At 68.7% G+C, this 25,262-nt stretch carries 21 protein-coding genes; 11 read left to right on the top strand and 10 right to left on the bottom strand.

Annotation, left to right across the window (positions count from 1 at the left end; all coding sequences use genetic code 11):
• Positions 1 to 226: 226 nt before the first annotated feature.
• On the bottom strand, positions 227 to 907 hold the full coding sequence (locus WT26_RS13250) for an arylesterase (RefSeq protein WP_069273079.1): 681 nt from the start codon (positions 905 to 907) through the stop codon (positions 227 to 229).
• Here WT26_RS13250 and WT26_RS13245 point away from each other — a divergent pair.
• Positions 906 to 1,619, top strand: coding sequence for an ABC transporter ATP-binding protein (locus tag WT26_RS13245; protein ID WP_069273078.1), 714 nt, complete (start codon positions 906 to 908; stop codon positions 1,617 to 1,619). The two genes, WT26_RS13250 and WT26_RS13245, sit on opposite strands and share 2 nt — an antisense overlap.
• A gap of 48 nt (positions 1,620 to 1,667) precedes the next feature.
• Here WT26_RS13245 and pgi read toward each other — a convergent pair whose 3' ends face one another.
• The 3 genes from pgi to WT26_RS13230 form a co-directional block, all read right to left on the bottom strand.
• Entirely contained in the window at positions 1,668 to 3,290 is a 1,623-nt protein-coding gene (gene pgi, locus WT26_RS13240; RefSeq protein ID WP_069273077.1) for a glucose-6-phosphate isomerase, read from the bottom strand.
• A gap of 111 nt (positions 3,291 to 3,401) precedes the next feature.
• The gene (locus WT26_RS13235; RefSeq protein ID WP_069273076.1) at positions 3,402 to 4,964 is read right to left on the bottom strand and encodes an NAD(P)H-hydrate dehydratase; all 1,563 of its coding nucleotides are present in this window, start codon (positions 4,962 to 4,964) and stop codon (positions 3,402 to 3,404) included.
• Positions 4,965 to 5,008: 44 nt separating this feature from the next.
• Positions 5,009 to 6,310: an FAD-dependent oxidoreductase gene (locus WT26_RS13230; protein WP_059532593.1), complete on the bottom strand. Its 1,302-nt coding sequence runs from the start codon at positions 6,308 to 6,310 to the stop codon at positions 5,009 to 5,011.
• A gap of 240 nt (positions 6,311 to 6,550) precedes the next feature.
• On the opposite strand from WT26_RS13230, the gene purL reads away from it, so the two are divergent.
• Complete coding sequence (gene purL / locus WT26_RS13225; protein WP_059532595.1) at positions 6,551 to 10,615, top strand: phosphoribosylformylglycinamidine synthase; 4,065 nt, start codon at positions 6,551 to 6,553, stop codon at positions 10,613 to 10,615.
• Entirely contained in the window at positions 10,615 to 11,166 is a 552-nt protein-coding gene (locus WT26_RS13220) for a GNAT family N-acetyltransferase (RefSeq protein WP_069273757.1), read from the top strand. The genes purL and WT26_RS13220 overlap by 1 nt, the downstream gene beginning before the upstream one ends.
• A gap of 79 nt (positions 11,167 to 11,245) precedes the next feature.
• Here the strand turns inward: WT26_RS13220 and WT26_RS13215 are convergent, their stop codons facing one another.
• The 5 genes from WT26_RS13215 to WT26_RS13195 all read right to left on the bottom strand — a co-directional run bounded on the left by WT26_RS13215 (position 11,246) and on the right by WT26_RS13195 (position 15,056).
• Positions 11,246 to 12,028, bottom strand: coding sequence for a peptidylprolyl isomerase (locus WT26_RS13215; protein ID WP_069273075.1), 783 nt, complete (start codon positions 12,026 to 12,028; stop codon positions 11,246 to 11,248).
• 18 nt (positions 12,029 to 12,046) lie between these two features.
• Positions 12,047 to 12,355, bottom strand: a complete 309-nt coding sequence (locus WT26_RS13210) for a BolA family protein (RefSeq protein ID WP_059532602.1) — start codon at positions 12,353 to 12,355, stop codon at positions 12,047 to 12,049.
• 1 nt (position 12,356) lies between these two features.
• Positions 12,357 to 12,887 carry a septation protein A gene (locus tag WT26_RS13205; RefSeq protein ID WP_011352350.1) on the bottom strand — a complete coding sequence of 177 codons (531 nt, stop codon included), beginning with the start codon at positions 12,885 to 12,887 and terminating at the stop codon, positions 12,357 to 12,359.
• A gap of 123 nt (positions 12,888 to 13,010) precedes the next feature.
• Positions 13,011 to 13,442: a peptide-methionine (R)-S-oxide reductase MsrB gene (gene msrB / locus WT26_RS13200; protein WP_059532605.1), complete on the bottom strand. Its 432-nt coding sequence runs from the start codon at positions 13,440 to 13,442 to the stop codon at positions 13,011 to 13,013.
• Between the two features lie 45 nt (positions 13,443 to 13,487).
• Positions 13,488 to 15,056, bottom strand: coding sequence for a protein adenylyltransferase SelO (locus WT26_RS13195; RefSeq protein WP_059662680.1), 1,569 nt, complete (start codon positions 15,054 to 15,056; stop codon positions 13,488 to 13,490).
• Between the two features lie 151 nt (positions 15,057 to 15,207).
• Between WT26_RS13195 and WT26_RS13190 the strand changes: the two genes are divergently transcribed.
• The 5 genes from WT26_RS13190 to WT26_RS13170 all read left to right on the top strand — a co-directional run bounded on the left by WT26_RS13190 (position 15,208) and on the right by WT26_RS13170 (position 22,760).
• Positions 15,208 to 16,845: a 3-(methylthio)propionyl-CoA ligase gene (locus WT26_RS13190; RefSeq protein ID WP_069273074.1), complete on the top strand. Its 1,638-nt coding sequence runs from the start codon at positions 15,208 to 15,210 to the stop codon at positions 16,843 to 16,845.
• Between the two features lie 151 nt (positions 16,846 to 16,996).
• Positions 16,997 to 19,081, top strand: a complete 2,085-nt coding sequence (locus tag WT26_RS13185) for a 3-hydroxyacyl-CoA dehydrogenase NAD-binding domain-containing protein (protein ID WP_059662674.1) — start codon at positions 16,997 to 16,999, stop codon at positions 19,079 to 19,081.
• A 40-nt stretch (positions 19,082 to 19,121) separates the two neighbouring features.
• The gene (gene pncA, locus WT26_RS13180) at positions 19,122 to 19,754 is read left to right on the top strand and encodes a bifunctional nicotinamidase/pyrazinamidase (RefSeq protein ID WP_059532618.1); all 633 of its coding nucleotides are present in this window, start codon (positions 19,122 to 19,124) and stop codon (positions 19,752 to 19,754) included.
• A 49-nt stretch (positions 19,755 to 19,803) separates the two neighbouring features.
• On the top strand, positions 19,804 to 20,982 hold the full coding sequence (locus WT26_RS13175; protein WP_069273073.1) for an acetyl-CoA C-acyltransferase: 1,179 nt from the start codon (positions 19,804 to 19,806) through the stop codon (positions 20,980 to 20,982).
• Between the two features lie 329 nt (positions 20,983 to 21,311).
• Positions 21,312 to 22,760: a GGDEF domain-containing protein gene (locus WT26_RS13170; protein ID WP_069273072.1), complete on the top strand. Its 1,449-nt coding sequence runs from the start codon at positions 21,312 to 21,314 to the stop codon at positions 22,758 to 22,760.
• A gap of 42 nt (positions 22,761 to 22,802) precedes the next feature.
• Here the strand turns inward: WT26_RS13170 and WT26_RS13165 are convergent, their stop codons facing one another.
• Positions 22,803 to 23,201: a hypothetical protein gene (locus tag WT26_RS13165; protein ID WP_069273071.1), complete on the bottom strand. Its 399-nt coding sequence runs from the start codon at positions 23,199 to 23,201 to the stop codon at positions 22,803 to 22,805.
• Between the two features lie 174 nt (positions 23,202 to 23,375).
• Here WT26_RS13165 and WT26_RS13160 point away from each other — a divergent pair, with 174 nt between their 5' ends.
• From WT26_RS13160 to WT26_RS13150, 3 genes are all read left to right on the top strand, one after another.
• A complete protein-coding gene (locus tag WT26_RS13160) occupies positions 23,376 to 23,687 on the top strand; it encodes a Dabb family protein (RefSeq protein ID WP_069273070.1) in 312 nt (103 codons plus the stop codon).
• Positions 23,687 to 24,166 (top strand): PaaI family thioesterase, encoded by a 480-nt coding sequence (locus WT26_RS13155; protein WP_069273756.1) that lies wholly within the window; start codon positions 23,687 to 23,689, stop codon positions 24,164 to 24,166. Before WT26_RS13160 ends, WT26_RS13155 begins: the two co-directional genes overlap by 1 nt.
• 94 nt (positions 24,167 to 24,260) lie before the next feature.
• Complete coding sequence (locus tag WT26_RS13150) at positions 24,261 to 25,259, top strand: NADP-dependent oxidoreductase (RefSeq protein ID WP_042584209.1); 999 nt, start codon at positions 24,261 to 24,263, stop codon at positions 25,257 to 25,259.
• The last annotated feature ends 3 nt before the right edge of the window (positions 25,260 to 25,262 follow it).

Genomic DNA, 25,262 nt, shown 5'->3' with positions numbered 1-25,262 from the left:
AACGGCCGGGCAAGTAACCTGACACAAAAATCAGCATGTCGATGCTGAGGGGTTTTTGAGGTTTGCCCGGTGCGGCTCCCATCATGGGGCGGGATCTTTCCCATCCACAACCCCGGATAGATTCGAGCAAGTCCACTTTAGGTCAACGCTGCCTCGCTTGCAAAAATCGGGCTGACCATAGATTTTTGTTGGCCGTGCGCTTGCACGCTGCCGGCGCGGCGCGCGTTCAGCCGCGCGGCTTGCCGAGCAGCGGTTTCAGCGCCGGCCAGACGTTGTCGAGCAGAATGCCCTGGGCCTGCTGCGTCGGATGCATCTGGTCGGCCTGGAACATCTCGGGCCGGTTCTCGATGCCGGCCAGCAGGAACGGCACGAGCGGCACGCCGAGATCCTTCGACAGCCGCGTATAGACGGCGTGGAACTTCTGCGTGTAGTCCGGGCCGTAGTTGGGCGGCACGTACATGCCGACCAGCACGACCTTCGCGCGCGCGCGCTGTGCGTCGGCGATGATGTCGCGCAGGTTCTGTTCGGTCGTCGCGAGCGGCACGCCGCGCAGCGCATCGTTCGAGCCGAGCTCGACGACGACGATCGACGGCTTGAGCCGCTGCAGCACCGCAGGCAGCCGCGCGCGGCCGCCGCTGGTGGTGTCGCCGCTGACGCTGGCGTTCGCGACGCTATAATCGATTCGCTCGGTCGTGAGCCGTTGTCGCAACAACGCTACCCAGCCGGTGTCGCGCGGCAGCCCGTATTCGGCCGACAGGCTGTCGCCGAGCACGACGATCACGGGCTGGCCCGATGTCGCGGCCGGCGTCGTCGCGGCGCAAGCGAGGCCGGCCGCGGTTGCGGCGAGCACGCCGCTCAGCAGTGCGGCCATCGCCGCGCGTCTTTTCCAGCGAAATGTCGTGTCCATGTTCAAGATTACCGATCCGATCATCGAAGTCCATGACGTGTGCAAGCGGGTCGCCGACGCAACCGGCGAGCTGACGATCCTCGACGGCATCGACCTGACGGTGCGCTCCGGCAGCAGTCTCGCGATCGTCGGCGCATCGGGGTCGGGTAAATCGACGCTGCTCGGCCTGCTTGCGGGGTTGGACAGCGCGACGAGCGGCACGGTTCGCCTGCTCGGTCGCGCGCTCGACCAGCTCGACGAGGACGCGCGCGCGGCGCTGCGCAACGGCGCAGTCGGGTTCGTATTCCAGTCGTTCCAGTTGATGCCGCACCTGACTGCACTCGAGAACGTGATGCTGCCGCTCGAACTGCAGGGCGGCATCAGTGCGCGCGATGCCGTCGATCGCGCCCGGGCGCTGCTCGTGCAGGTCGGTCTCGGCGAACGCACCGCGCATTATCCGAAGCTGTTGTCGGGCGGCGAGCAGCAGCGCGTCGCGCTTGCGCGCGCATTCGTCACGCGCCCGGCGATCCTCTTCGCCGACGAGCCGACCGGCAGCCTCGATGCGGCCACGGGCCATGCGGTCATCGACCTGATGTTCGAACTGAACCGCACGAACGGTGCAACGCTCGTGCTCGTCACGCACGATGCCGAACTTGCACGCCGCTGCGCGACGACGGTGACGCTCGACGCCGGGCGCATCGTCGCGCCGCGCGCAGCACAGCACGGCGCCTGACGGATCGTCGACGGCCCGGCCGCGCGTGCATGCGCGGCCGGTTGCGCGTCAGCGCTTGAGCGCGGCGCGTGCGCGTGCGATCAGCGCAGTGGTCGACGAGTCGTGCTTCGCCGGATCGACCGACTCGGCCGACAGGTCGGCTTCCACCACCTTGCCGAGAATCTTGCCGAGCTCGACGCCCCACTGGTCGAACGGATTGATGTCCCACACCGTTGCCTGTACCAGCACCTTGTGCTCGTACAGCGCGATCAGCGCGCCGAGCGTGCGCGGCGTCAGCGCATCGACGAGCAGCGTCGTCGTCGGGCGGTTGCCCGGGAACGTCAGGTGCGGCGCGAGCGCTTCCTTGCCCGGCCCCGCGACCTTGCGTGCTTCCTCGAGGGTGCGGCCGAGCATCAGTGCCTCGCTCTGCGCGAAGCAGTTCGCGAGCAGCTTCGGGTGGTGGCTCGCGAGCGGATGCTCGGGCGTCAGCACCGCGATGAAGTCGATCGGCACGATCGTCGGCCCCTGGTGCAGCATCTGGAAGAACGCATGCTGGCCGTTGGTGCCCGGCTCGCCCCACGTGACGGCCGACGTCGGGTAGTCGACGAAGGTGCCGTCCAGGCGCGCGGATTTGCCGTTGCTCTCCATTTCGAGCTGCTGCAGGTACGACGGCAGGTAGTGCAGCGCTTCCGAATACGGCGCGACGAGATAGCTCTGCGAACCGAAGAAATTCCGGTACCAGATGCCGATCAGGCCGAGCAGCACGGGCAGGTTGCGCTCGAGCGGCGCTTCGCGGAAATGACGGTCCATGTCGTTCGCGCCGGCCAGCAGCTCGTCGAACTGCTCGGGGCCGATCGCGATCATGATCGACAGCCCGACCGCCGACCACAGCGAATAGCGGCCGCCGACCCAGTCCCACATTTCGAACACGTTGTCCGCGGCGATGCCGAACTTCACGACTTCGGCCGGGTTCGCCGACACGCCGACGAAGTGCCTGGCAAGCGCGTCCTCGGGGCAGCCGCGCGCGACGAACCAGTCGCGCAGCGAGCGCGCGTTCGTCATCGTCTCGAGCGTCGTGAAGGTCTTCGACACGATGATCGCGAGCGTTTCCTCGGGATCGACCTGTTCGAGCACGCGTGCGAGATCGGCGCCGTCGACGTTCGACACGAAGTGCGTGGAAATTTCGGGCGTCGCAACGTGGTGCAGCGCGTGCACGACCATCTTCGGCCCGAGATCGGAGCCGCCGATGCCGATGTTGATCACGTGGCGGATGCGCTTGCCGGTATAGCCCGTCCAGGTGCCGCTGCGCACGGCGCGGGCGAACGTCGCCATCTTCGCGCGCTCGGCGCTCACCTGCGCGTGGAACGGCGCTTGCGGATCGGTCGCGCGCAGCGCGGTGTGCAGCGCGGCACGGCCTTCGGTCGGGTTCACGATTTCGCCCGCGAACATCGCGTCGCGGCGCGCCTCGACGCCCGCGTCGCGCGCGAGCTGGACGAGCAGGCGCAGCGTTTCGTCGTTGATGCGGTTCTTCGAGAAATCGGCCGCGAGACCGCCGCCCGGAATCGTGAAGCGTTCGGCGCGGGTCGGCGCGCGGTCGTGCTCCGGCGCGAACCAGTCGCGCAGCCGGGCGTGACGGATCTGTTCGAAGTGGGATTGAAGGGCAGTCCAGGCGGGGAGCGAATTCAGCGTCATGGCGGTTCGAGTGAAGCGTGAATCGGGAGGAATGCCGCGCCGGCTCATCGGGATCGGAAGGCCGGCGGACGAGAGGGCCCGCCGTGCGGCGGGGCAGTCAGTATAGCGGCGTTATGTGTCGGCGCGCGGCGACGCATAAAAAAGGCGATTGATCAGCGTGCGCACCATCGGCGCGAGTTCGCCTGCCGTGAGTCCGGCCGGGCCGGTTCCGTTCGCGGTCAGCGTGTCGGCCGCGAGGCCGTGCAGGTAGACGCCGGCCAGCGCCGCTTCGTACGGCGCGACGCGTTGCGCGAGCAGCGCGCCGATCAGGCCGCCGAGCACGTCGCCGGTGCCGCCCGTGGCGAGCGCCGCGTTGCCGGTCGGGTTGACCGTCATGCGGCCGTCGGGCGCCGCAATCACCGTGCCCGAGCCTTTCAGCACGACGACGCTCGCGAAGCGCGCGGCGAGCGCCTGCGCGGCCGCGAGGCGGTCGCGCTGAATCGCCGCGGTGTCGCAACCGAGCAGCCGCGCGGCCTCGAGCGGATGCGGCGTCAGCACGCACGCGCGGCCGTGCGCGCCGCGCGTGGCGACGGCGGCCGCGAGATCCGCATGCGTCGCGACGAGGTTCAGCGCGTCGGCATCGAGCAGTGTGGGCGCACCGTGCGCCAGCAGGTCGCGCACGAGCGTCGCCGCGGCCTCGCGCGTGCCCAGCCCGCAGCCTGCGGCGATGGCGGTCATCGCGCCGAGCTCGAGGGTGTCGGCCGCGTGCAGCATCAGCTCGGGGAACGGCGGATCGTACGGCGGTGCGCCGGTGCCGAGGAAGCCGACATGCACCTTGCCGGCACCGGCGAACAGCGCGGCGCGCGCGGCCAGGATCGGCGCGCCGCACATGCCGGTGTCGCCGCCGAGCACGGCGAGACTGCCGAACGTGCCCTTGTGGGACGCGAATGCGCGCGCGGGCAGGGCGGCGGCGAACCGTGCCGGGGCATTCAGCGTCACCGCGGGCGCGGCGGGTGGCGCGACGTCGAGCGATTCGACGTCGATCGCGCCGGCGAGATCCCGGCCTTCGCCGGTGTAGAGGCCCGGCTTCGCGCCGATGAAAGTGAGCGTATGGGTGGCGGCGACGGCGACGCCCGCGCCGACGATCTGGCCCGTATCGCTGTCGAGGCCGCTCGGCACATCCAGTGCAAGCACGCGGCCGCCGCTGCGCGCGCGGGTGGCGATGCGCCCGGCGAGGTCCGCGAACGCGTCGTCGAGCGCGCGGCCGAGACCGATGCCGAACAGTCCGTCGACCACCCACGCATAGCCGTCGAGCGAAGCAGGCGGCGTGGCCGACAGCGGCACGCCGGCGGCGCGTGCGAGGCCGAGCGCCCATTGCGCGTCGTCGGGCTTCACCGGCACCGGCATCCACGCCTGGGTCGCGACGCCGAGCTGCTGGAGGTGCGCGGCGGCAACGAGCGCATCGCCGCCGTTGTTGCCCGGGCCGACCGCGAACCACACGGGGCGGTCGTCGCCGGCCGCGCGTTCGGACAGCCAGCGCGCGGCGGCGGCGCCTGCGCGACCCATCAGCGTATGCGGCGGCAGCGCAGCGGCGGCATCGGCTTCGGCCGTGCGCAGGTCGGCGACGCGCAGCAGCGCGATCGGTTCAGGGGCGGGAAACGGATGGGCGGGATGGGCGGGGTGGGCGAGCGTCATGGCGGCAGCAGGGTCGGCGCCGCCGGGCGAGCCCGCGCGGCCGGTCAGGTCGTGAAGCGCCCGGCGCTCAGCGCGGCGAGCGTGTCGGCGCGCCAGTGCTGCACGTCGCCGCCCAGGTAGTCGGTCACCACTTTAGCAGACCCGCACGCGAGCCCCCAGCCGGCCGGGCCGTGCCCGAAATTGACGAATACGCGCGGATGCGGGGTCGGACCGACGACCGGCAGGCCGTCCGGCGACAGCAGTTGCGTACCTTGCCAGGACAGCGCGGCCGAGATCCTCGCGGCACCGGGCACCCAGTCGTGGACGGCCTGGCCGAGCAACGCGAGCGCAGCCTCGGACAGCGGCTCGGCGAGCGGCTTCGCGGTGTCGGGCAGGCTCTGCAGCACGGCGCCGCCGCCGACGCGCAGCCGCTGGTGGGTGCGCGTGATCGAGATGCGCTTGATCGAATCGATGACGTTCAGGTGCGGCGCGTGTTCTTCGTAGGCGACCGGCGCGGTCAGCGTGTGCACCCGCACCGGATGCAGCGGCAGGCGCCAGCCGAGCCGGTCGAGCAGCGGCAGGCTGCCGGCGCCGGCGGCGACCACGATCGCGTCGGCGGAAATCACGTCGACCTCGCGGGCGTTCGACGCGAGGCGGTCGCCGGGCGGGACGAGCTCGACCGCGGCGCGGCCGGTGTCGACGCGGATCGCGGCGACTTCCGCGCCGAAGCGGAACTGTACGCCGTGCTCGTCGAGCGTCTGCTTGACCAGTTTCGCGAACAGCGGGCAATTCCCGGTGCGCTCGGTCTCGAGCAGCACGCCGCCGGCGAAGCCGGGCTCGGCCGGCACCGAGGGCTCGAGTGCCGCGCATTCGTCTGCGGAGAGCACGCGGTACGGCTGGTCGAGCGTGCGCAGCAGGTCGAGCGCGGGCTGCATCGCTTCCCAGTCGCGCGGATCGCGCACGACGTGCAGGATGCCGGGCTTCTGCTCGAACTCGAGCTCGAGGCGGGTCTCGATATCGGCGAGCGCGTCGCGCGACGCGTCGATCAGCGGGCGCAGCCGCGCGTACTGCGCGGCGAACGCGTCGGGCTCGCGCAGCATGCCGAGCTGCTTGACGAAGCGCCGTACGCCGCCGTTGAAGCCGGGCTTGTAGACGATGCCGCTGTCGCGCGGCTGGCGCTGGCGCATGAAGGTCGGGCCGAACCAGACGTCGAGCGGGCTCGGCAGCAGCGCGCCGCCGTCGCCGTAGGTCGCTCCCTGCGCGACGGTCGCGTGGCGTTCGACCACGCACACGCGATGGCCGGCCGCGCGCAACTGGTAGGCGGTGGCGACGCCGCTGATTCCGCCGCCGATGACGATGACATCCATGGATTGCTTCGATGACGGGCGGCCGTCCGGCCGCCCGGTGGGTGATTCGCGTGACGGGCCGCGGGGCCCGGTGAACCCGGAATGATAGCGCCAAACCGGCGGCGCGCGGCCCGCGACCGGTTCGGGCACGCCCGGCGCGCGCCGCGGACGGGTTTGGGCGACCGACTTCCGGGTATAATTACGGCCTTCCTTTCGCCCCACGTCGCCACCTCGCGCGACTCATCGACGTCAGTCCAGCCCATGGCTCACTTCTCGTGTTTTCCCGGCGCTTCGGCCCTCTCCGATTTCCGTCAAACCCGTCTGCTCGACACGCTCAGGCAAATCGACGCCAACATCGTCGCGGTGCGCGGGCAGTTCCTGCACTTCGTCAATGCGGCCGAGCCGCTGTCGGCCGACGACAGCGCGCGCATCGACGCGCTGATGCACTACGGCGCGCCGTTCGAGCCGGCGGCCGACAAGGGCACGGCCGAGACCTTCGTCGTGCTGCCGCGCTTCGGCACGGTTTCGCCGTGGGCGAGCAAGGCAACCGACATCGCCCGGCACTGCGGCCTCACGCACGTGCGCCGCATCGAGCGCGGCGTCGAATTCACGGTCACGCTGAAATCGGGCCTGCTCGGCGGCAAGAAGGCGCTGTCGGACGACGCGCGCGCGGCCGTCGCGGCCGCGCTGCATGACCGGATGACCGAAAGCGTGGTCGCGGCGCGCGACGACGCGAAGCACCTGTTCGACGAACTGCCGGCCAAGCCGCTGTCGACCGTCGACGTGCTGGGTGTCGGCCGCGGCGCGCTCGAACGCGCGAACGTCGAGCTGGGCCTCGCGCTCGCCGACGACGAGATCGACTACCTGGTCGATGCGTTCCGCAAGCTCGAACGCAACCCGACCGACGTCGAGCTGATGATGTTCGCGCAGGCGAACAGCGAGCACTGCCGCCACAAGATCTTCAACGCGCAGTGGACGATCGACGGCGAAGCGCAGGACATGTCGCTGTTCGCGATGATCCGCAACACCGAGAAGCTGAGCCCGCAGGGCACGATCGTCGCGTATTCGGACAACTCGTCGATCATGGTCGGCGCCGAAGCCGAGCGCTGGTTCCCGCGCAACGCAGGCGCGGCCGGCGAGCCGGGCGAGCGCTACGGCCGCCACATCGAGCTCACGCACACGCTGATGAAGGTCGAGACGCACAACCACCCGACGGCGATCTCGCCGTTCCCGGGCGCGGCGACCGGCGCGGGCGGCGAGATTCGCGACGAAGGCGCGACGGGCCGCGGCGCGCGTCCGAAGGCCGGCCTCACGGGCTTCACCGTGTCGAACCTCGACCTGCCGGACGCCCGCCAGCCGTGGGAAAACGCGCGCGACGCAGCGCAGCCGGTCGGCGAGCGCAACCCGAACGACGCGCACGGCCCGTACGGCCGTCCGGACCGCATCGCGTCGCCGCTGCAGATCATGATCGACGGCCCGCTCGGCGGCGCCGCGTTCAACAACGAATTCGGCCGCCCGAACCTCGGCGGCTATTTCCGCGTGTACGAGCAGAACGTCGGCGGGAAGGTGCACGGCTATCACAAGCCGATCATGATCGCGGGCGGCCTCGGCAACATCGCGGATCAGCACACGCACAAGCACGACGTGCCGGCCGGCTCGCTGCTGATCCAGATCGGCGGCCCCGGCATGCGGATCGGCATGGGCGGCGGCGCGGCGAGCTCGATGGCGACCGGCGCGAACACGGCCGAGCTCGACTTCGACTCGGTGCAGCGCGGCAACCCGGAAATCGAGCGGCGCGCGCAGGAAGTGATCAACGGCTGCTGGCAGCTCGGCGCGGAAAACCCGATCCTGAGCATCCACGACGTCGGCGCGGGCGGCCTGTCGAACGCGTTCCCCGAGATCGTCGACGGCGCGGGCAAGGGCGCGCGCTTCGAACTGCGCAAGGTCGCGCTCGAGGAATCGGGCCTGTCGCCGCGCGAAATCTGGTCGAACGAGGCGCAGGAGCGCTACGTGCTGGCGATCGCGCCGGCCGACCTGCCGCGTTTCGAGGCGATCTGCGCGCGTGAGCGCTGCCCGTTCGCGGTGGTCGGCGTCGCGACCGACGAACGCCAGCTGAAGCTCGTCGACGACGAAGCGACGGGCGCCGACGAATACCCGGTCGACATGCCGATGGAAGTGCTGCTCGGCAAGCCGCCGCGCATGCATCGCGACGTCACGCGCGTCACGACCGAGCGCGCACCGGTCGACGTGACGGGCATCGCGTTGTCGGAAGTCGCGGTCGACGTGCTGAAGCACCCGACGGTCGGCAGCAAGTCGTTCCTGATCACGATCGGCGACCGCTCGGTCGGCGGCACGTCGGTGCGCGACCAGATGGTCGGCCCGTGGCAGGTGCCGGTGGCCGACTGCGCGGTGACCGCCCTCGACTACGCGGGCTTCAAGGGCGAGGCGATGACGATGGCCGAGCGCACGCCGCTCGCGGTGATCGACGCGCCGGCCTCGGGCCGCATGGCGGTCGGCGAGGCGATCACGAACATCGCGAGCGCGCCGATCGCGTCGCTCGACAAGCTGAAGCTGTCGGCGAACTGGATGGCTGCGTGCGGCACGGCCGGCGAGGACGCCGCGCTGTTCGACACGGTCAAGGCGATCGGCATGGAGCTGTGCCCCGCGCTCGGGATCGGCATCCCGGTCGGCAAGGACTCGCTGTCGATGAAGACGAAGTGGGACGAGCAGGGCGTCGCGAAGGAAGTGGTGTCGCCGGTGTCGCTGATCATCTCCGCGTTCGCGCCGGTCGAGGACGTGCGCCGCCACCTGACGCCGCAACTGCGTCGCATCGCCGACGCGGGCGACAGCGTGCTGATCGCGATCGATCTCGGCCGCGGCAAGAACCGGATGGGCGGCAGCATCTTCGCGCAGGTCACGCAGCAGGTTGGCGACACGACGCCGGACGTCGACGACGCGGAAGACCTGAAGCGTTTCTTCAACGCGATCCAGTCGCTCAATGCGCGGGACTTGCTGCTCGCGTACCACGACCGCTCGGACGGCGGCCTGTGGGCGACGGTGTGCGAAATGGCGTTCGCGGGCCACGCCGGCGTGTCGCTGAACGTCGACATGCTGACGCTCGACCCGAATCACGAATCCGACTACGGCGACGCGAAGGACTGGGCGAAGCAGACGAGCGGCCGCCGCGAGGATCGCACGCTGCGCGCGCTGTTCTCCGAGGAACTGGGCGCCGTCGTGCAGGTGCGTGCGACCGACCGTGACGCGGTGCTCGGCGCGCTGCGCGAGTTCGGCCTGTCGGCGTGCTCGCACGTGATCGGCTCGGTCAACGATCGCGACGTGATCGAGGTGTACCGCGACGCGAAGAAGATTTTCGACGCACCGCGCGCCGAACTCCATCGCGCATGGAGCGAAGTGAGCTGGCGCATCGCGCGCCTGCGCGACAACCCCGCGTGCGCGGATGCCGAATACGACGCGCTGCTCGACGTGGCCGACCCGGGCATCTCGCCGGTGCTGAGCTTCGATCCGGCCGACGACATCGCGGCACCCTTCATCGCGACGGGCGCGCGTCCGCGTGTCGCGATCCTGCGCGAGCAGGGCGTGAACTCGCATCTCGAAACGGCCTACGCGTTCGACCGCGCGGGCTTCGATGCGCACGACGTGCACATGAGCGACCTGCTGGCCGGGCGCGCGAATCTTGCCGATTTCGCGGGTGCGGTCGCATGCGGCGGCTTCTCGTACGGCGACGTGCTGGGCGCGGGCGAAGGCTGGGCGAAGACGATCCGCTTCAACGCGAATCTCGCCGACATGTTCTCGGCGTTCTTCGCGCGTCCCGACACGTTCGCGCTCGGCATCTGCAACGGCTGCCAGATGCTGTCGAGCATCTCGTCGATGATCCCGGGTGCGCAAGCGTGGCCGAAGTTCACGCGCAACAAGTCCGAGCAGTTCGAGGCGCGTTTCTCGTTCGTCGAAGTCGAGAAATCGCCGTCGATCTTCTTCGCGGGGATGGAAGGCTCGCGGATTCCGGTCGCGGTCGCGCACGGCGAAGGTTATGCGGACTTCTCGCAACAGGGCGACATCGATCGCGTCGCGGTCGCGATGCGCTTCGTCGACCACCGCGGCGAAGCAACCGAGCGCTATCCGTTCAACCCGAACGGCTCGCCGGCCGGCATCACGTCGGTCACGACGGCCGACGGCCGCTTCTCGGTGCTGATGCCGCACATGGAGCGCGTGCATCGTACGGTGACGATGAGCTGGCACCCGGAAAGCTGGGGTGAAGCGAGCCCGTGGATGCGCGTGTTCCGCAACGCACGCCGCTGGATCGGCTGATGTTCGATCCGCACGCACCGGTCGAGATCGTCACGCTGCGCGACGAACGCGCGAGCGACGTCGCGGCGGTTGCCCGGGTGATCGCCGCGGCGTTCGCGGACGCGCCGCAGCACGGGCAGTTCGAGCAACGGATCGTCGACGCGCTGCGTGCGGACGGCGCGCTCGGCGTGTCGCTCGTCGCGGAGCGCGACGAGCGCATCATCGGGCATGTCGCGTTTTCCCCGGTGACGATCAGGACGGTCGGGACGATCGGCGACGGCGGTGAATCGGGCTGGTACGGGCTCGCGCCGCTCGCGGTACTGCCCGAATGCCGGCGCCAGAGTGTCGGCGCGGGGCTCGTGCGTGCGGGGCTCGACGCGTTGCGCCGGCTCGGCGCGCGCGGCTGCGTCGTGCTCGGCGAGCCCGCCTATTACGCGCGCTTCGGGTTCGGGCCCGCAGGCAACATCGTGTTTCCACAGGCGCCGCCGGAATACCTGATGGTGCTGCCGTTCGATGCCGCCGCGCCGAGCCCGGCGGGCGAAGTGCGGTATCACGCGTCGTTCTACGCGTAGCGGCACTGCGCTTCGCGTGCCGGCAAAAAGAAAAAGCCGCTCCGTGGAGCGGCTTTCTCGTATGCGGCGCAGCGAGGCGTTACTGCACCTTGGCCTGCTGGCGCAGACCTTCCTCGAACGCCTGCAGCTTCTGCTGCACGAGCTGCTGCGCGATCTGTGCCTTCACCTGCTCGAGCGGCGGCGGCGCGATGTCGCGGATGTCGTCGACGCGGATGATGTGCCAGCCGAACTGCGTCTTCACCGGCGTGTCGGTCATCTGGCCTTTCTGCAGCTTCTGCGCGGCCGCCGCGAATTCCGGCACGTACGCCTTCGGGTCGGACCAGTCGAGATCGCCGCCGTTCTTGCCCGAACCCGGATCCTTCGAGAACTGCTTCGCGAGATCCTCGAACTTCGCGCCGGCCTTGATCTTCGCGATCAGGTCCTTCGCCTGCTGCTCGTCGCTGACGAGGATGTGGTGCAGGTGGTATTCGCGGTTGCCGCCGGCGCCCTTGACGAGGTCGTCGTAGCGCGCCTTCACTTCCGCGTCGGTCGGCTGGTTCTTCTTCAGGAAACTCTCGATCATCGAACGCAGCACGACGGTCTGCTGCGCGACGGCGACCTGCGCCTTCACGTCCGGACGGTTCGGGATGCCTTCACGGATGGCTTCCTGCATCAGGATTTCGCGGTTCACGAGTTCCTGGCGCACGGCCTGCTGCAGCTGCGCGTTGTCGGTCTGGCCTTGCTGCACGAGCTGGGCGACCATCGCGTCGGCGCGCGACTTCGGAATCGGCGTGCCGTTGACGACGGCGATGTTCTGGGCAAATGCCGGTGCCGCTGCGAAAGCAGCCGCCGCGACCCACAGGCGGGGGGATTTCAGGATCATCGGGAATTCCTAATGAGACTAGATTGAAGATTCGTTGAATTCTTCGGGCGTGTAAGCCACGATCGCGAGCGCGTGAATGCCGCGCTGCATCGCATCAGCGAGCGCATCATACACCAGCCGGTGCCGCGCGACGCGCGGCTTGCCCGCGAACGCGGCCGACACGATCGTGACCGTGAAGTGGCCGCCTGCGGCCGCGCCGGCGTGGCCCGCGTGCTGCGCGCTGTCGTCGCGTACGGTGAGCGACAGCGGGGCGAGCGATGCGGTGAGGCGCGCTTCGATCAGCGCGATGCGTTCGTCGGGCGACGCGTGGAGAAAGGCGTCCGTCATGTCATTCGTCCTTCAGGTATTTCGTGAGCCACAGGCTCTGCAGGATGATGAACACGACCATCGCGCCCGTCGTGCCGAACAGCTTGAAGTTCACCCATTGCGACTCGGTGAAGTTGTGCACGACGTACAGGTTCGCGACGCCGAGCACCGCGAAGAACAGCGCCCAGGCGACGTTCAGCTTGTCCCACACGGGGTGCGGCAGCGTGAGCTGCTTGCCCATCATCTTCTCGATCAGGTTGTTGCCGAACGCATAGCGCGCGGCGAGCAGCCCGATCGCAAACAGCCAGTACAGCACAGTCGGTTTCCATTGAATGAATTTCTCGTCATGCAGGACGAGGGTGGCGCCACCGAAAACGACGATCACGCCGAGACTGACCCACAGCATCGTATCGACCTTCCGGTGCCGGAAGGCGACCCACGCGACCTGGGCCAGCGTCGCGACGATCGCGACGGCGGTGGCGGTAAAGATGCCCCAGACCTTGAAGGCGGCAAAAAACAGGATGATCGGAAACAGATCGAACAGGAATTTCATGGCGCTCGCAGCTGCGTGAAAGGCCGCTTGCGCGGCCTTTCACCGTTGTAGGGACCCGCCAGGCACCGCCGGAGCGGATCGGGGCGGCGGCGCGGGGTGCCCCGCCGATCCGCCCGGCGCCGCTCATTCGTTTTCGGGTCGGGACTCGAAGTTTAACGCAGCCGAATTGATGCAGTACCGCAAACCGGTCTTGTCGCGCGGGCCGTCCTCGAACACGTGGCCGAGATGCGCGCCGCAGTGGTTGCAGCGGACCTCGACGCGCACCATCCCGTGCGAGTAGTCGATCTTCTCGTCGATCACCTCGCCGTCGAGCGGCTTGAAGTAGCTGGGCCAGCCGCAGCCCGAGTGGAACTTGGCGCCGGATTCGAACAGCGGCGTGCTGCAGACGACGCACTTGTAGATGCCGGTGTCTTCGGTGTCGGTGTATTCGCCGGTGAACGCACGCTCGGTCGCCGCGTGCTGCGTGACTTCGTACTGCATCGGCGTGAGCCGCCGGCGCAGTTCGGCGTCGTCCTTCTGGTACGGGAAGGTCTTGTCGTCGGAATCGTGGGACATGGGGGTTCTCCTGATCGGTCGGTCGATACGCGCGGGTGGCGGGCTTCAGGACGAGCAGCTCACTTCGAGCGACCCGGCCCAGTCGGGCGGCAACGCCGCGTACGCTTCATGCTCGGGTTGTTCGTCGAAGGGCCGTCGCAGGATCTGCGCGAGCCGCTCGACTTCCGAAAAATCCTTTTCCTTCGCGCGCCGGATCGCGACTTCGGCCAGATGGTTGCGCAATACGTATTTCGGGTTCGCGCGATTCATCGCGGCCGCGCGTGCCGCGTCGTCGCGCGTTTCCTCGGACAGCCGCGCGCGGTAGAGGTTCGCCCACGCATCGAACGCGTCGCGGTCGATGAACAGGTCGCGCACCGGCGCGTCGCGGCTCGCGTCGTGCTTCGAGATCTGTGCGAGCCGGCGGAACGTCAGCGTGAAGTCCGCATGGCTCGCATGCATCGTCTCGAGCAGCTTGTTCGCGAGTTCGGCATCGTTCTCGCGTTCGAGCTCGAGGCCGAGCTTCGCGCGCATCGCGCGTTCGAGCGCGGGACCGAAGCGTTCGGGGAACTTCGCGAGCACGGCCTGCGCGTCGTCCACCGCGCGCTCGGCGCGCGCATCGTCGTCGGCGATGCCGTGCTGCAGCCCGATCAGCGGCAGCAGCGCCTGTGCGAGGCAGTAGCAGTTCCAGTGCGCGATGCGCGGCTGCATCCGGTACGCATAGCGGCCGTTCGTGTCCGAATGGTTGCAGATGTGGTTCGCATCGAACGCATCGACGAAGCCGAACGGGCCGTAGTCGATCGTCACGCCGAGAATCGACATGTTGTCGGTGTTCATCACGCCGTGGCAGAAGCCGACGGCCTGCCACTGTGCGACGAGATCCGCCGTGCGCAGCGTCGCGGCTTCGAGCAGCGCGAGGTAAGGATCGTCGGCGTGGCGGCAATCCGGATAGAAGCGGTCGATCACGTGATCGGCGAGCTGGCGCAGCAGGTCGGGGCGATCGTTCGAGAAGAAGTGCTCGAAGTGGCCGAAGCGCACGAAGCTCTCCGACACGCGCGTGACGACGGCCGACGTCTCGATTTCCTCGCGCACCACCGGCTGGTCGGAACCGATCACCGTCAGGGCGCGCGTGGTCGGGATGCCGAGGTGATGCATCGCTTCCGAGCACAGGAATTCGCGGATCGACGAGCGCAGCACCGCGCGGCCGTCGCCCATCCGCGAATACGGCGTGCGGCCGCTGCCTTTCAGCTGCAATTCGTAGCGGCGGCCGTCGGTGCCGGCGCGCTCGCCGATCGTCAGCGCGCGGCCGTCGCCGAGCTGGCCCGCCCACACGCCGAACTGATGGCCGGAATAGACCGATGCGTACGGCATCGCGTGCGCGGGCCAGTCGCGCGTCGGGTTGCCGGCGAACAGCTCGGCGAAGCCGGGCAGCGCGGCGAGCGACGGCGGCAGGTCGAGCAGTTGCGCGACTTCGCCGGAAAAGCCGACGACGTACGGCGCGGCCAGCGGCGCGGCCGGCAGCCGCGTATGAAACGCGTCGCCGAGCGCGACGAACGCGCCGGCGGCGGGCGCGCCGAGCGTGGCGGCGAGCTCGGGGAGGGTGTCAGCCGTATCGGCTGCGCTTCGGGAAAACGACATGTTGAGCGCCTCTGGGTAAGCCGATATTGTAAGGCGGCGCCGCGCCGCCCGCATGGTGGCCCGCGCGCCTTGCGCGACGCCCGTCCGGGGCCGCTGACGGGCGCGCCGCAGAGGCTGGTCGCCGATTCGCATCCTCACGGAGAACAAGACGATGGGTAAGCCGTTGCTGGGCCAGATGATGGACCTGCCGTTGCTGGTGTCCTCGCTGATTTCTCATGCCGCGCGGCATGCCGGCGACACGGAGATCGTGTCGAGGCGCGTGGAAGGCGATCTGCATCGCTACACGTACCGCGATTGCGAACGCCGCGCGAAGCAACTGGCGCAGGCGCTCGCGCGGCTCGGCGTCGAAACCGGCGATCGCGTCGGCACGCTGGCGTGGAACGGCTACCGGCATCTGGAAGCGTATTACGGGATCGGCGGCATGGGTGCCGTGTGCCACACGATCAACCCGCGCCTGTTCCCCGAGCAGATCGCGTACATCGTCAATCACGCGGAAGACCGCTACGTATTCTTCGACCTCAATTTCGCGCCGCTCGTCGATGCGATCGCGCCGCAATGCCCGCACGTGAAGGGCTGGGTCGCGATGACGGACGCCGCGCACCTGCCGTCCGGCACGACGCCGTTCCTGTGCTACGAAACGCTCGTCGAAGCGGAGGACGGCCGCTACGACTGGCCGCGCCTCGACGAGCAGCAGGCGTCGGGGCTTTGCTACACGTCGGGCACGACCGGCAACCCGAAGGGCGTGCTGTATTCGCATCGCTCGACCGTGCTGCACGCGTACGGCGCCGCGTTGCCCGACGCGATGAACCTGTCCGCGATGGACGCCGTGCTGCCCGTCGTGCCGATGTTCCACGTCAACGCGTGGGGGCTGCCGTACGCGGTGCCGCTCACGGGCGGCAAGCTCGTGCTTCCCGGCAAGGATCTCGACGGGAAATCGCTGTACGAGCTGATGGAAGCCGAGCGCGTGACGTTCTCCGCGGGCGTGCCGACCGTGTGGCTCGGCCTGCTCAACTACATGCGCGAGGCCGGCGTGCGCTTCTCGACGCTGAACCGCACGGTGATCGGCGGCTCCGCGTGCCCGCCCGCGATGCTGCGCACCTTCGAGGACGAATACGGCGTGCGCGTGATCCATGCGTGGGGGATGACCGAACTGTCGCCGCTCGGCACACTCGCGAAGCTCAACTGGGCGCAGTCGCAGCGGCCGCTCGACGCGCAGCGCAAGCTGTTCGAGAAGCAGGGGCGCGTGATCTGCGGCGTCGACATGCGCATCGTCGGCGAGGACGGCCACGATCTGCCGTGGGACGGCGTCGCGTTCGGCGAACTGCAGGTGCGCGGCCCGTGGGTGATCGACCACTACTTTCGCGGCGATACGTCGCCGCTGTCGGACGGCTGGTTCCCGACCGGCGACGTCGCGACGATCGACCCCGACGGCTTCCTGCAGATCACCGACCGCAGCAAGGACGTGATCAAGTCGGGCGGCGAGTGGATCAGCTCGATCGACATCGAGAACGTCGCGATCGCGCACCCGGGCGTGGCCGAGGCCGCCTGCATCGCCTGTGCGCATCCGAAATGGACCGAGCGCCCGCTCCTGGTCGTCGTCCTGCGGGACGGCGCCGACGTGAGCCGCGAGGAACTGCTCGCGTTCTACGAAGGCAAGGTCGCGAAATGGTGGATTCCCGACGACGTCGTGTTCGTCGACTCGCTGCCGCACACCGCGACCGGCAAGCTGCAGAAGCTGAAGCTGCGCGAAACGTTCCGCGATTACGTGTTGCCGACGGCGATCTGCTAGCAGTTGTTCCTCCCCCGAATCGCGTTCAAATTCAAATTGAACGACCGTGCTTTTTCGTTGTATGCTGCCTGCGTTCAACCGGACATGCGGCTGTTCGACCGCGCACAATGAAGCGCAGCCACCCCGGCGCGCGATGCATGGAGGCAGGCAGATGGCAGTGGATTACTCGACTCGCGACGGCGTGGCCGTCCTTACGCTCAACAATCCGCCCGTCAACGGGCTCGGCCTGTCGACCCGTCAGGGCGTCATGGACGCCCTCGATCGCGCCGCGCAGGACCCGTCGGTCACGGCCATCGTGCTGACCGGCGCGGGACGCGCATTCTCGGGCGGCGCCGACATCACCGAATTCAATACGCCGAAGGCGCTGCAGGAGCCGACGCTGCACACCGTGATCCGCGCGGTCGAGGCGAGCGCGAAGCCCGTCGTCGCGGCGCTGCACAGCGTCGTGATGGGCGGCGGCCTCGAGCTCGCGCTCGGCGCGCACTACCGTGTCGCGGCACCGGGCGCGCAGGTCGCGCTGCCGGAGGTCAAGCTCGGCCTGCTGCCGGGCGCGGGCGGCACGCAGCGCCTGCCGCGCGCGGTGGGGCTCGAAACCGCGCTGAACATGATCGTGTCGGGCGCGCCCGTGCCGTCGGAGCAACTCGCGAAGAGCGGGCTGTTCGACGAAATGGCCGACGGCGACCTGCTCGACGCGGCCGTCGCGTTCGCGCGCAAGGCGGGTGCGCAGAAGGGGCCGCATCCGCGCGTGCGCGATCGCAAGATCGTCCACGCGAACGCCGCGGGCTTCATCCAGTTCGCGCGCAATTCGGCGCGGGCCGCGGCACCGAATTTCCCCGCGCCGCACAAGTGCATCGACGCGATCGAGGCCGGCGTGCTGCACGGCTTCGACAAGGGCAGCATCGCCGAGCGCGAAGGGTTCGTCGCGCTGATGATGACGCCGGAAAGCCGCGCGCTGCGGCATGCGTTCTTCGGTGAGCGCGCGGCGAGCAAGATTCCCGACGTGCCGTCCGATACGCCGCTGCGCGAGATTCGCCGGGTCGGCGTGATCGGCGCGGGCACGATGGGCGGCGGCATTGCGATGAATTTCGTGAACGCAGGGCTGCCCGTCACGCTGCTCGAAACGAAACAGGAAGCGCTCGAGCGCGGCGTCGCGACGATCCGCAAGAACTACGACGCGCAGGTGAAGAAGGGCAAGCTCACGCAGGAGAAGCTCGACGCGCGCATGGCGCTGATCACGCCGACGCTGTCCTACGACGACCTGAAGGATGCCGACCTGATCGTCGAGGCCGTGTTCGAGGAGCTCGGCGTGAAGGAGCAGGTGTTCAGGAAGCTCGACGAAGTCGCGAAGGCGGGTGCGATCCTCGCGTCGAATACGTCGACGCTCGACGTCGACAAGATCGCGGCGTTCACGAAGCGCCCGCAGGATGTCGTCGGCATGCACTTCTTCAGCCCGGCGAACGTGATGAAGCTGCTCGAGGTCGTGCGCGGCGCGCAGACCGCGAAGGACGTGCTCGCCACCGTGATGGCGGTCGCGAAGAAGATCCGCAAGACGGCGGTCGTGTCGGGCGTGTGCGACGGCTTCATCGGCAACCGGATGATCGAGCAGTACATCCGCCAGGCGCTCTTCATGCTCGAGGAGGGCGCGCTGCCCGCGCAGGTCGATCGCGCGATCGAGAAATTCGGTTTCGCGATGGGCCCGTTCCGGATGAGCGACCTCGCCGGCAACGACATCGGCTGGGCGATCCGCAAGCGCCGCTATGTCGAGCAGCCCGGCCTGCAGTACTCGAAGATCGCCGACCGCCTGTGCGAGCAGGGCCGCTTCGGCCAGAAGACGGGCGCCGGCTGGTACGACTACGTGCCGGGCGAGCGCAAGGCAAAGCCGTCGTCGCTCGTCGACGAGATGGTCGTCGCGTATTCGAAGGAGCGCGGCGTCGAGCGGCGCAAGATCGGCGACGAAGAGATCGTCGAGCGGCTCGTGTTCGCGCTGGTGAACGAAGGCGCGAAGATCCTCGAGGAGAAGATCGCGTCGAAGGCGTCCGACATCGACATGGTCTACCTGACCGGCTATGGCTTCCCGCTGTGGCGCGGCGGCCCGATGCTGTACGCGGACGCGGTCGGCCTCTACAACGTCGAGCGCGCGATTCGCCGCTACGCGGCCGCGCCGAACGGCGACGCATGGCAGCTCGCGCCGTCGATCGCGGAGCTCGCGAAGGCCGGCCGCGGGTTCAACGGCTGACGCGCCGGATCGCGGCGCGACGCACACCCGGAGAAACGCAATGAGACACACCGACGACGTACTGCTCGTGATCGACGTGCAATACGACTTCATGCCGGGCGGCGCGCTCGCGGTGCCCGACGGCGACGCGGTCGTGCCGGTGATCAACGCCCTGGCGCAGCGCTTCGACCAGGTCGTGCTGACGCAGGACTGGCACCCGCGCGAGCACGTGTCGTTCGCGGCCAACCATCCGGGCCGCGAACCGTTCTCCACGCTCGCGCTGCCGTACGGCGAGCAGGTGCTGTGGCCGGTGCACTGCGTGCAGGACACCGAGGGTGCGGCGCTGCATCGCGACCTCGACATCCCGCATGCGCGGCTCGTCATCCGCAAGGGCGGCGACGCGCAGGTCGACAGCTATTCCGCATTCGTCGAAGCGGATCGCACGACGCGCACGGGGCTCGCGGGCTATCTGCGCGAGCTCGGCGCGAAGCGCGTGTGGTGCTGCGGGCTCGCGACGGACTATTGCGTCGCGTGGTCGGCGCTCGACGCGCGCGCGGCCGGTTTCGACGCCGCGGTGATCAACGATGCGTGCCGCGCGATCGACCTGAACGGGTCGCTCGCCCACGCATGGCAGCAGATGCAGGCAGCGGGCGTCGCTCATGTGACGTCCGCGGGCGCGCGCCCGGCGGCGTAGCGCATTCCCATTCGACGCAGGACACGAAGCAGGACCGAAGGAGACTCGCATGACCGAAGCCGTAATCGTATCGACCGCCCGCACGCCGCTGGCGAAATCCTGGCGCGGTGCTTTCAACATGACGCATGGCGCGACGCTCGGCGGCCACGTGGTCGCGGCCGCGCTCGAACGCGCGAAGCTCGACCCCGCGCGCGTCGAGGACGTGATCATGGGTTGCGCGAACCCCGAAGGCGCGACCGGCGCGAACATCGCGCGGCAGATCGCCTTGCGCGCAGGGCTGCCGGTGAGCGTGCCGGGGATGACGGTGAACCGTTTCTGCTCGTCGGGGCTGCAGACCATCGCGCTGGCCGCGCAGCGGATCATCGCGGGCGAAGGCGAAGCGTACGTCGCGGGCGGCGTCGAATCGATCTCGTGCGTGCAGAACGAGATGAACCACCACATGATCCAGGAAGGCTGGCTCGCGCAGCACAAGCCCGAGATCTACTGGAACATGCTGCAGACGGCGGAGAACGTCGCGAAGCGCTACGGCATCTCGAAGGAGCGGCAGGACGAGTACGGCGTGCAGTCGCAACTGCGTGCCGCGGCCGCGCAGGAAGCCGGACGCTTTCGCGACGAGATCGTGCCGATCACGGTGCTCGCGGGCATCGCCGACAAGGCCACGGGCCGCCTGTTCACGAAGGAAGTGACGGTATCGGCCGACGAAGGGATCCGCCCGGACACGACGCTCGAAGGCGTGTCGAAGATCCGGTCGGCCGTGCCGGGCGGCGTGATCACCGCCGGCAACGCGAGCCAGTTCTCGGACGGCGCGTCGGCCTGCGTCGTGATGAGCGCGGACGCCGCGCAGCGCGACGGGCTGCAGCCGCTCGGCGTATTCCGCGGTTTCGCGGTGGCCGGCTGCGAGCCGGACGAGATGGGCATCGGCCCCGTGTTCGCGGTGCCCAAGCTGCTGAAGCAGGCGGGGCTGAAGGTCGACGATATCGGCCTGTGGGAACTGAACGAAGCGTTCGCGGTGCAGGTGCTGTACTGCCGCGACACGCTCGGGATTCCTGAGGATCGCCTGAACGTGAACGGCGGCGCGATCGCGGTCGGCCATCCGTACGGCGTGTCGGGCGCGCGCCTGACGGGCCATGCGCTGATCGAAGGCAAGCGGCGCGGCGTGAAGTACGTGGTCGTCACGATGTGCATCGGCGGCGGGCAGGGCGCGGCCGGCCTGTTCGAGATCGTCTGACCTTGGCGCAGCCGGCGTGCGTGTTCGAACGCCGGCTGCGCAGCGGCGCGAGTGGGAGCCTCGACCCGCATACGACAATGTGTCCGATCCGTGCGATCCGATACGGACGAGAATCAATCCGCGCGGTCATACCGATGCCGTTTCCCCTTACTTGTCAAACGATTTGCCCCACCTATACTTGCTCTGACATTTGCCTTTCGGTATTAGGGGCCGGATAGCGCGTCGCGCGGACGGTCGCCGCGCATGCCCCGTAAGCGGGGGGCGGGCGGTGTGTCGTGGTCCGGCGTCTTTCGCATTCGAACAACGCAGCGGATCGATCGGGGGCCGAATTGAGCACGACATACACCGCAAGCGAGCCGCCGCGCGTCGTCAGCGCGGCCGCGAGGCTCTACGCGAAATGCCTGCTGGTCGGATTCGCGTTGCTGCCCGCCTATCTGATCGCCTATCTGTGGTTCTTCAGCGACCCGCACGCCGTGTTCGAGAGCCACGCGTTCCATGAAATCGCGATTGCGGCCGCGACCCTCGAGGGCGGGTTCGTCACCTACGTGACCTGGGTGTGCTACCGGTCGTCCGGCGAACCGCTGCTGCGCTGGCTGACACTCGGCTTTCTCGGCTTCGCGATGATCTACGCGCTGCACGGTGCATTCACCGGGATGGCGCATCACAATATCTGGCTGTTCCTGCTGTACGGGCCCGCGTCGCGGCTCGTGATGTCGATCCTGCTGCTCACCGGCCTGTTGTCCTATTCCCGTCCGCCCGATCGCTTCGACAAGCGCACGAGCGTGCGCACGTGGCTGCCGTGGATCGTGTTCTTCCTGGTCGTCGATGCAGCGGTTGCGTATGTCGCGTATTCGCCGGTCGCGGGCGCGCCGGGCACGCGGCTGTCGATGGAAGGCGGCGCGCTCGTGTTCTCGCTGCTGAACGTCGCCGTGCTGCTCGCGCGGCGAATCCGTTCGCCGCTGATGGTGATCTACGGCGTGTCGATCATGGCGTTCGCGCTGTCGTCGCTCGCGTTCATTCTCGGCAAGCCGTGGAATCACATGTGGTGGCTCGCGCACGCGATTTTCGCGGGCGGCTTCTTCCTGCTCAGCTACGGCGTCGTGCAGGCGCTGCAGACGACGCGCTCGTTCTCGGCGATCTACAGCCAGGAAGACCTGATGAGCCGGCTGTCGGAATCGATGGCGCGCACCGAGAGCGCGCTGCAGGAGCTGCGGCGCACGAACCAGAAGCTCGAATACATGGCCGCGACCGATCCGATGACGGGCGCGTCGAACCGCCGGCAGTTCATCGGCCTCGTCGAACGCGAGATCCAGCGCGCGGAACGCGACGGCACGCCGTTCTGCCTGCTTGCACTCGATCTCGACAATTTCAAGAACATCAACGATGCGTACGGGCACCAGATCGGCGACGAGGTGCTGCGCGGCGTCGTGCGCCAGTGCCTCGACGCGATCCGGCCGGGGAGCGGGACCGCGCGGGGCGGTGGCGACGAGTTCGTGGTCCGGCCGGCCGGCGGGCTCGCGCGGGTCGGCGGCGAGGAGTTCATGGCGCTGCTGCCGGAGATGCCGCTCGAAGGCGCGCGGATGACGGCCGAGCGCGTGCGCTCGTCGATCTCGAGTTCGCCGTTCGGGCTCGATTTCAAGCGCGTGCAGGTGACGGTCAGTGTCGGCGTTGCGCAATACGGGGTCGACGGGAGCACGGTCGACGCGTTGCTGCGCGTGGTCGACGAACGGTTGTACCAGGCGAAACGGGAAGGGCGAAACCGCGTCGTCGCGCATTGACGGCGATTGGGCCGGGTCGCGTGATGGCGCGATGCGAAAGCGTCAACCGCCCGCATCGACGATCAGTTCCGGATTCAGTGCGCGAATCCGCTGGTCGATGAAGTAGCCGCCGCCTTCCTGGTAGCGCAGGTACACGCGCCCGCATGGCCGGCACCGGCAGACGTTGCTGCGGTTGTACGGGAAATGACGCGCGGCGATCGGCGCATCCGCCGACCAGTAGCGCGTTCCGGCCGGATGATATTCGTCGAAGGTCGGTTCGTCGGTCTCGTCCGGCGCCACGAGCGTTCCGACCGCTTCCAGTTGATCTTCCGGCAGCGACAGCGGCAGGCTCGTCCATCCGGCGAGCGGCGTTTTCGTGCACGTGCACGACGACGACACGGCGGCCGATTGGCGGGCCAGTTCCAGCAGCGCGGCGTGCGCGAGATAGGGCGGGCGATTCATGGCGTGCGTTTCGTATAACGGGGACAAGTCGGCAGTGTAGCCAACCGGCGCGGAAGATGCAGGCTCGCGCCTGCCCGTCCATCCGGCTGGCGAGCCGGGTGGGGCAGGATTCCCGGTCGACGAGGTTTGGGCCACAATGGCAAACCATCACGACCTGAAACTGGAGCGAACGAAGTGATCCGACATATCGTCATGTGGAAGTTGAAAGAATCGGCCGAAGGCGCGACGCGCGCGCAGAACGCGCTGAAGCTGAAGGAAAAGCTCGAAGGCTGCCGCGACCTCGTGCCGGGCGTCCTTCATCTCGAAGTCGGTCTCGCGACGCCGGGCCTCGACGCGACCGCCGACATCGTGCTCGTGTCCGATTTCGCGGACAAGGCCGCGCTCGACGCGTACCAGGTGCACCCGGTTCACCAGGAAGTGAAGAAATTCGTCGTCGCGGTGGCCGAATCGCGCGAGTGCGTCGACTACATCGTCGACGCGGCATGATGAGCGGCGCGGCACAGCAGGCGGGTGGCCCGCAGATCGAAAGCCCGTTCGTCGATATGCTCGGCGTGCAGCTCGTGTCCGCGAAGGACGGGGCGAGCGAGATCGTGCTGTCGCTCGAGGAGCGGCACATGAACACGTGGAGCATCGCGCACGGCGGCGTGACGATGACGCTCGCGGACATCGCGCTCGCGATGGCGGCGCGCAGCCTGACCGACGACGGCATCGGCGTCGTCACGGTCGAGATGAAGGTGAACTTCATGCAGCCGGGGCGCGGCGAGTTGCGCGCTTACGGGCGCGTGATGCATCGCTCGACGACGATGGCCTATTGCGAAGGCGAAGTGCGCGACAGCGAAGGCAACTTCGTCGCGAAGGCGCTCGGCACGTTCAAGTACATGCGGCGGCTGGCGGTGGGCCGCGACATCCGCCGGCAACGCAACCGCACGGCGCCGGACGCCCAGCCCGGCCCGAGCGACGCGTAAGCGCGGCGACGTGCGGCCCTGCCTGTCCGGCAGGGCCGTTTCTTCTTGCGGCGCGCATTCCGCGCGGCCGCGAGGCATGGGACTGGAGGCAGCGATGAGCATCGTCAATCGTCAGATCCTGCTCGTATCGCGTCCGCAGGGCGCGGCGAGCGTCGACAACTTCCGGCTCGTCGAGACCCCGCTCGCGCCGCTCGCCAACGGCGAAGTGCGGGTGCGCAATCACTTCCTGTCGCTCGATCCGTACATGCGCGGCCGCATGAACGACGCGAAGTCGTATGCGCCGCCGCAGCCGCTGAACGAAGTGATGATCGGCGGCACTGCGGGTGAGGTGATCGAGTCGCGGCACCCCGGGTTCGCGGTCGGCGATCGCGTGGTCGGCACGCTCGGCTGGCAGGAATACGGCACGTCGAACGGCCACGGGCTGCGCAAGGTCGACACGTCGCGCGTGCCGCTGTCGGCGAGCCTCGGCGTGACCGGGATGCCGGGCGTCACCGCGTGGTACGGGCTGAACCGGATCATCGTGCCGAAGGCGGGCGAAACGGTCGTCGTGAGCGCAGCGAGCGGCGCGGTTGGCAGCGTCGTCGGGCAGCTCGCGAAGCGCGCCGGGTGCCGCGCGGTCGGCATCGCGGGCGGTCCGGACAAGTGCCGCTACGTCGTCGAGGCGCTCGGCTTCGACGCGTGCGTCGACTACAAGGCAGGCCGGCTCGTCGACGACCTCGCGGCCGCGACGCCCGACGGCGTCGACGGGTGCTTCGAGAACGTCGGCGGCGCGGTGCTCGACGCGACGATGGCGCGGATGAATGCGTTCGGCCGCATCGCCGTGTGCGGGATGATCGCCGCGTACGACGGCGCGAGCGCGCCGTTGGCGGCGCCGGCGCTGATCCTGCGCTCGCGGCTGAAAATGCAGGGCTTCATCGTGTTCGAGCATCCGGACGCGTGGCCGCCCGCGCTCGCGGAGCTGACCGAGCTCGTCGCGTCGAAACACCTGCACTACCGCGAGTCGATCGCATACGGGCTCGAGCGCGCGCCCGAAGCGTTCCTCGGGATGCTGAAAGGCCGCAACTTCGGCAAGCAGCTCGTGCAGCTCGTATGACGC

The sequence above is a fragment of the Burkholderia cepacia genome, assembly GCF_001718835.1.
Lineage (GTDB): Bacteria > Pseudomonadota > Gammaproteobacteria > Burkholderiales > Burkholderiaceae > Burkholderia > Burkholderia cepacia_F.
The sequence above is the reverse complement of the archived record's forward strand: the minus strand, read 5'-3'. Positions and strand labels throughout refer to the sequence as shown.

Bases quoted from the DNA above. Each gene is read 5' to 3' on its own strand.
- WT26_RS13245 (WP_069273078.1), top strand. From the start codon at position 906: ATGTTCAAGATTACCGATCCGATCATCGAAGTCCATGACGTGTGCAAG.
- WT26_RS13250 (WP_069273079.1), bottom strand. From the start codon at position 907: ATGGACACGACATTTCGCTGGAAAAGACGCGCGGCGATGGCCGCACTG.
- pgi (WP_069273077.1), bottom strand. From the start codon at position 3,290: ATGACGCTGAATTCGCTCCCCGCCTGGACTGCCCTTCAATCCCACTTC.
- WT26_RS13235 (WP_069273076.1), bottom strand. From the start codon at position 4,964: ATGACGCTCGCCCACCCCGCCCATCCCGCCCATCCGTTTCCCGCCCCT.
- WT26_RS13230 (WP_059532593.1), bottom strand. From the start codon at position 6,310: ATGGATGTCATCGTCATCGGCGGCGGAATCAGCGGCGTCGCCACCGCC.
- purL (WP_059532595.1), top strand. From the start codon at position 6,551: ATGGCTCACTTCTCGTGTTTTCCCGGCGCTTCGGCCCTCTCCGATTTC.
- WT26_RS13220 (WP_069273757.1), top strand. From the start codon at position 10,615: ATGTTCGATCCGCACGCACCGGTCGAGATCGTCACGCTGCGCGACGAA.
- WT26_RS13215 (WP_069273075.1), bottom strand. From the start codon at position 12,028: ATGATCCTGAAATCCCCCCGCCTGTGGGTCGCGGCGGCTGCTTTCGCA.
- WT26_RS13210 (WP_059532602.1), bottom strand. From the start codon at position 12,355: ATGACGGACGCCTTTCTCCACGCGTCGCCCGACGAACGCATCGCGCTG.
- WT26_RS13205 (WP_011352350.1), bottom strand. From the start codon at position 12,887: ATGAAATTCCTGTTCGATCTGTTTCCGATCATCCTGTTTTTTGCCGCC.
- msrB (WP_059532605.1), bottom strand. From the start codon at position 13,442: ATGTCCCACGATTCCGACGACAAGACCTTCCCGTACCAGAAGGACGAC.
- WT26_RS13195 (WP_059662680.1), bottom strand. From the start codon at position 15,056: ATGTCGTTTTCCCGAAGCGCAGCCGATACGGCTGACACCCTCCCCGAG.
- WT26_RS13190 (WP_069273074.1), top strand. From the start codon at position 15,208: ATGGGTAAGCCGTTGCTGGGCCAGATGATGGACCTGCCGTTGCTGGTG.
- WT26_RS13185 (WP_059662674.1), top strand. From the start codon at position 16,997: ATGGCAGTGGATTACTCGACTCGCGACGGCGTGGCCGTCCTTACGCTC.
- pncA (WP_059532618.1), top strand. From the start codon at position 19,122: ATGAGACACACCGACGACGTACTGCTCGTGATCGACGTGCAATACGAC.
- WT26_RS13175 (WP_069273073.1), top strand. From the start codon at position 19,804: ATGACCGAAGCCGTAATCGTATCGACCGCCCGCACGCCGCTGGCGAAA.
- WT26_RS13165 (WP_069273071.1), bottom strand. From the start codon at position 23,201: ATGAATCGCCCGCCCTATCTCGCGCACGCCGCGCTGCTGGAACTGGCC.
- WT26_RS13155 (WP_069273756.1), top strand. From the start codon at position 23,687: ATGAGCGGCGCGGCACAGCAGGCGGGTGGCCCGCAGATCGAAAGCCCG.
- WT26_RS13150 (WP_042584209.1), top strand. From the start codon at position 24,261: ATGAGCATCGTCAATCGTCAGATCCTGCTCGTATCGCGTCCGCAGGGC.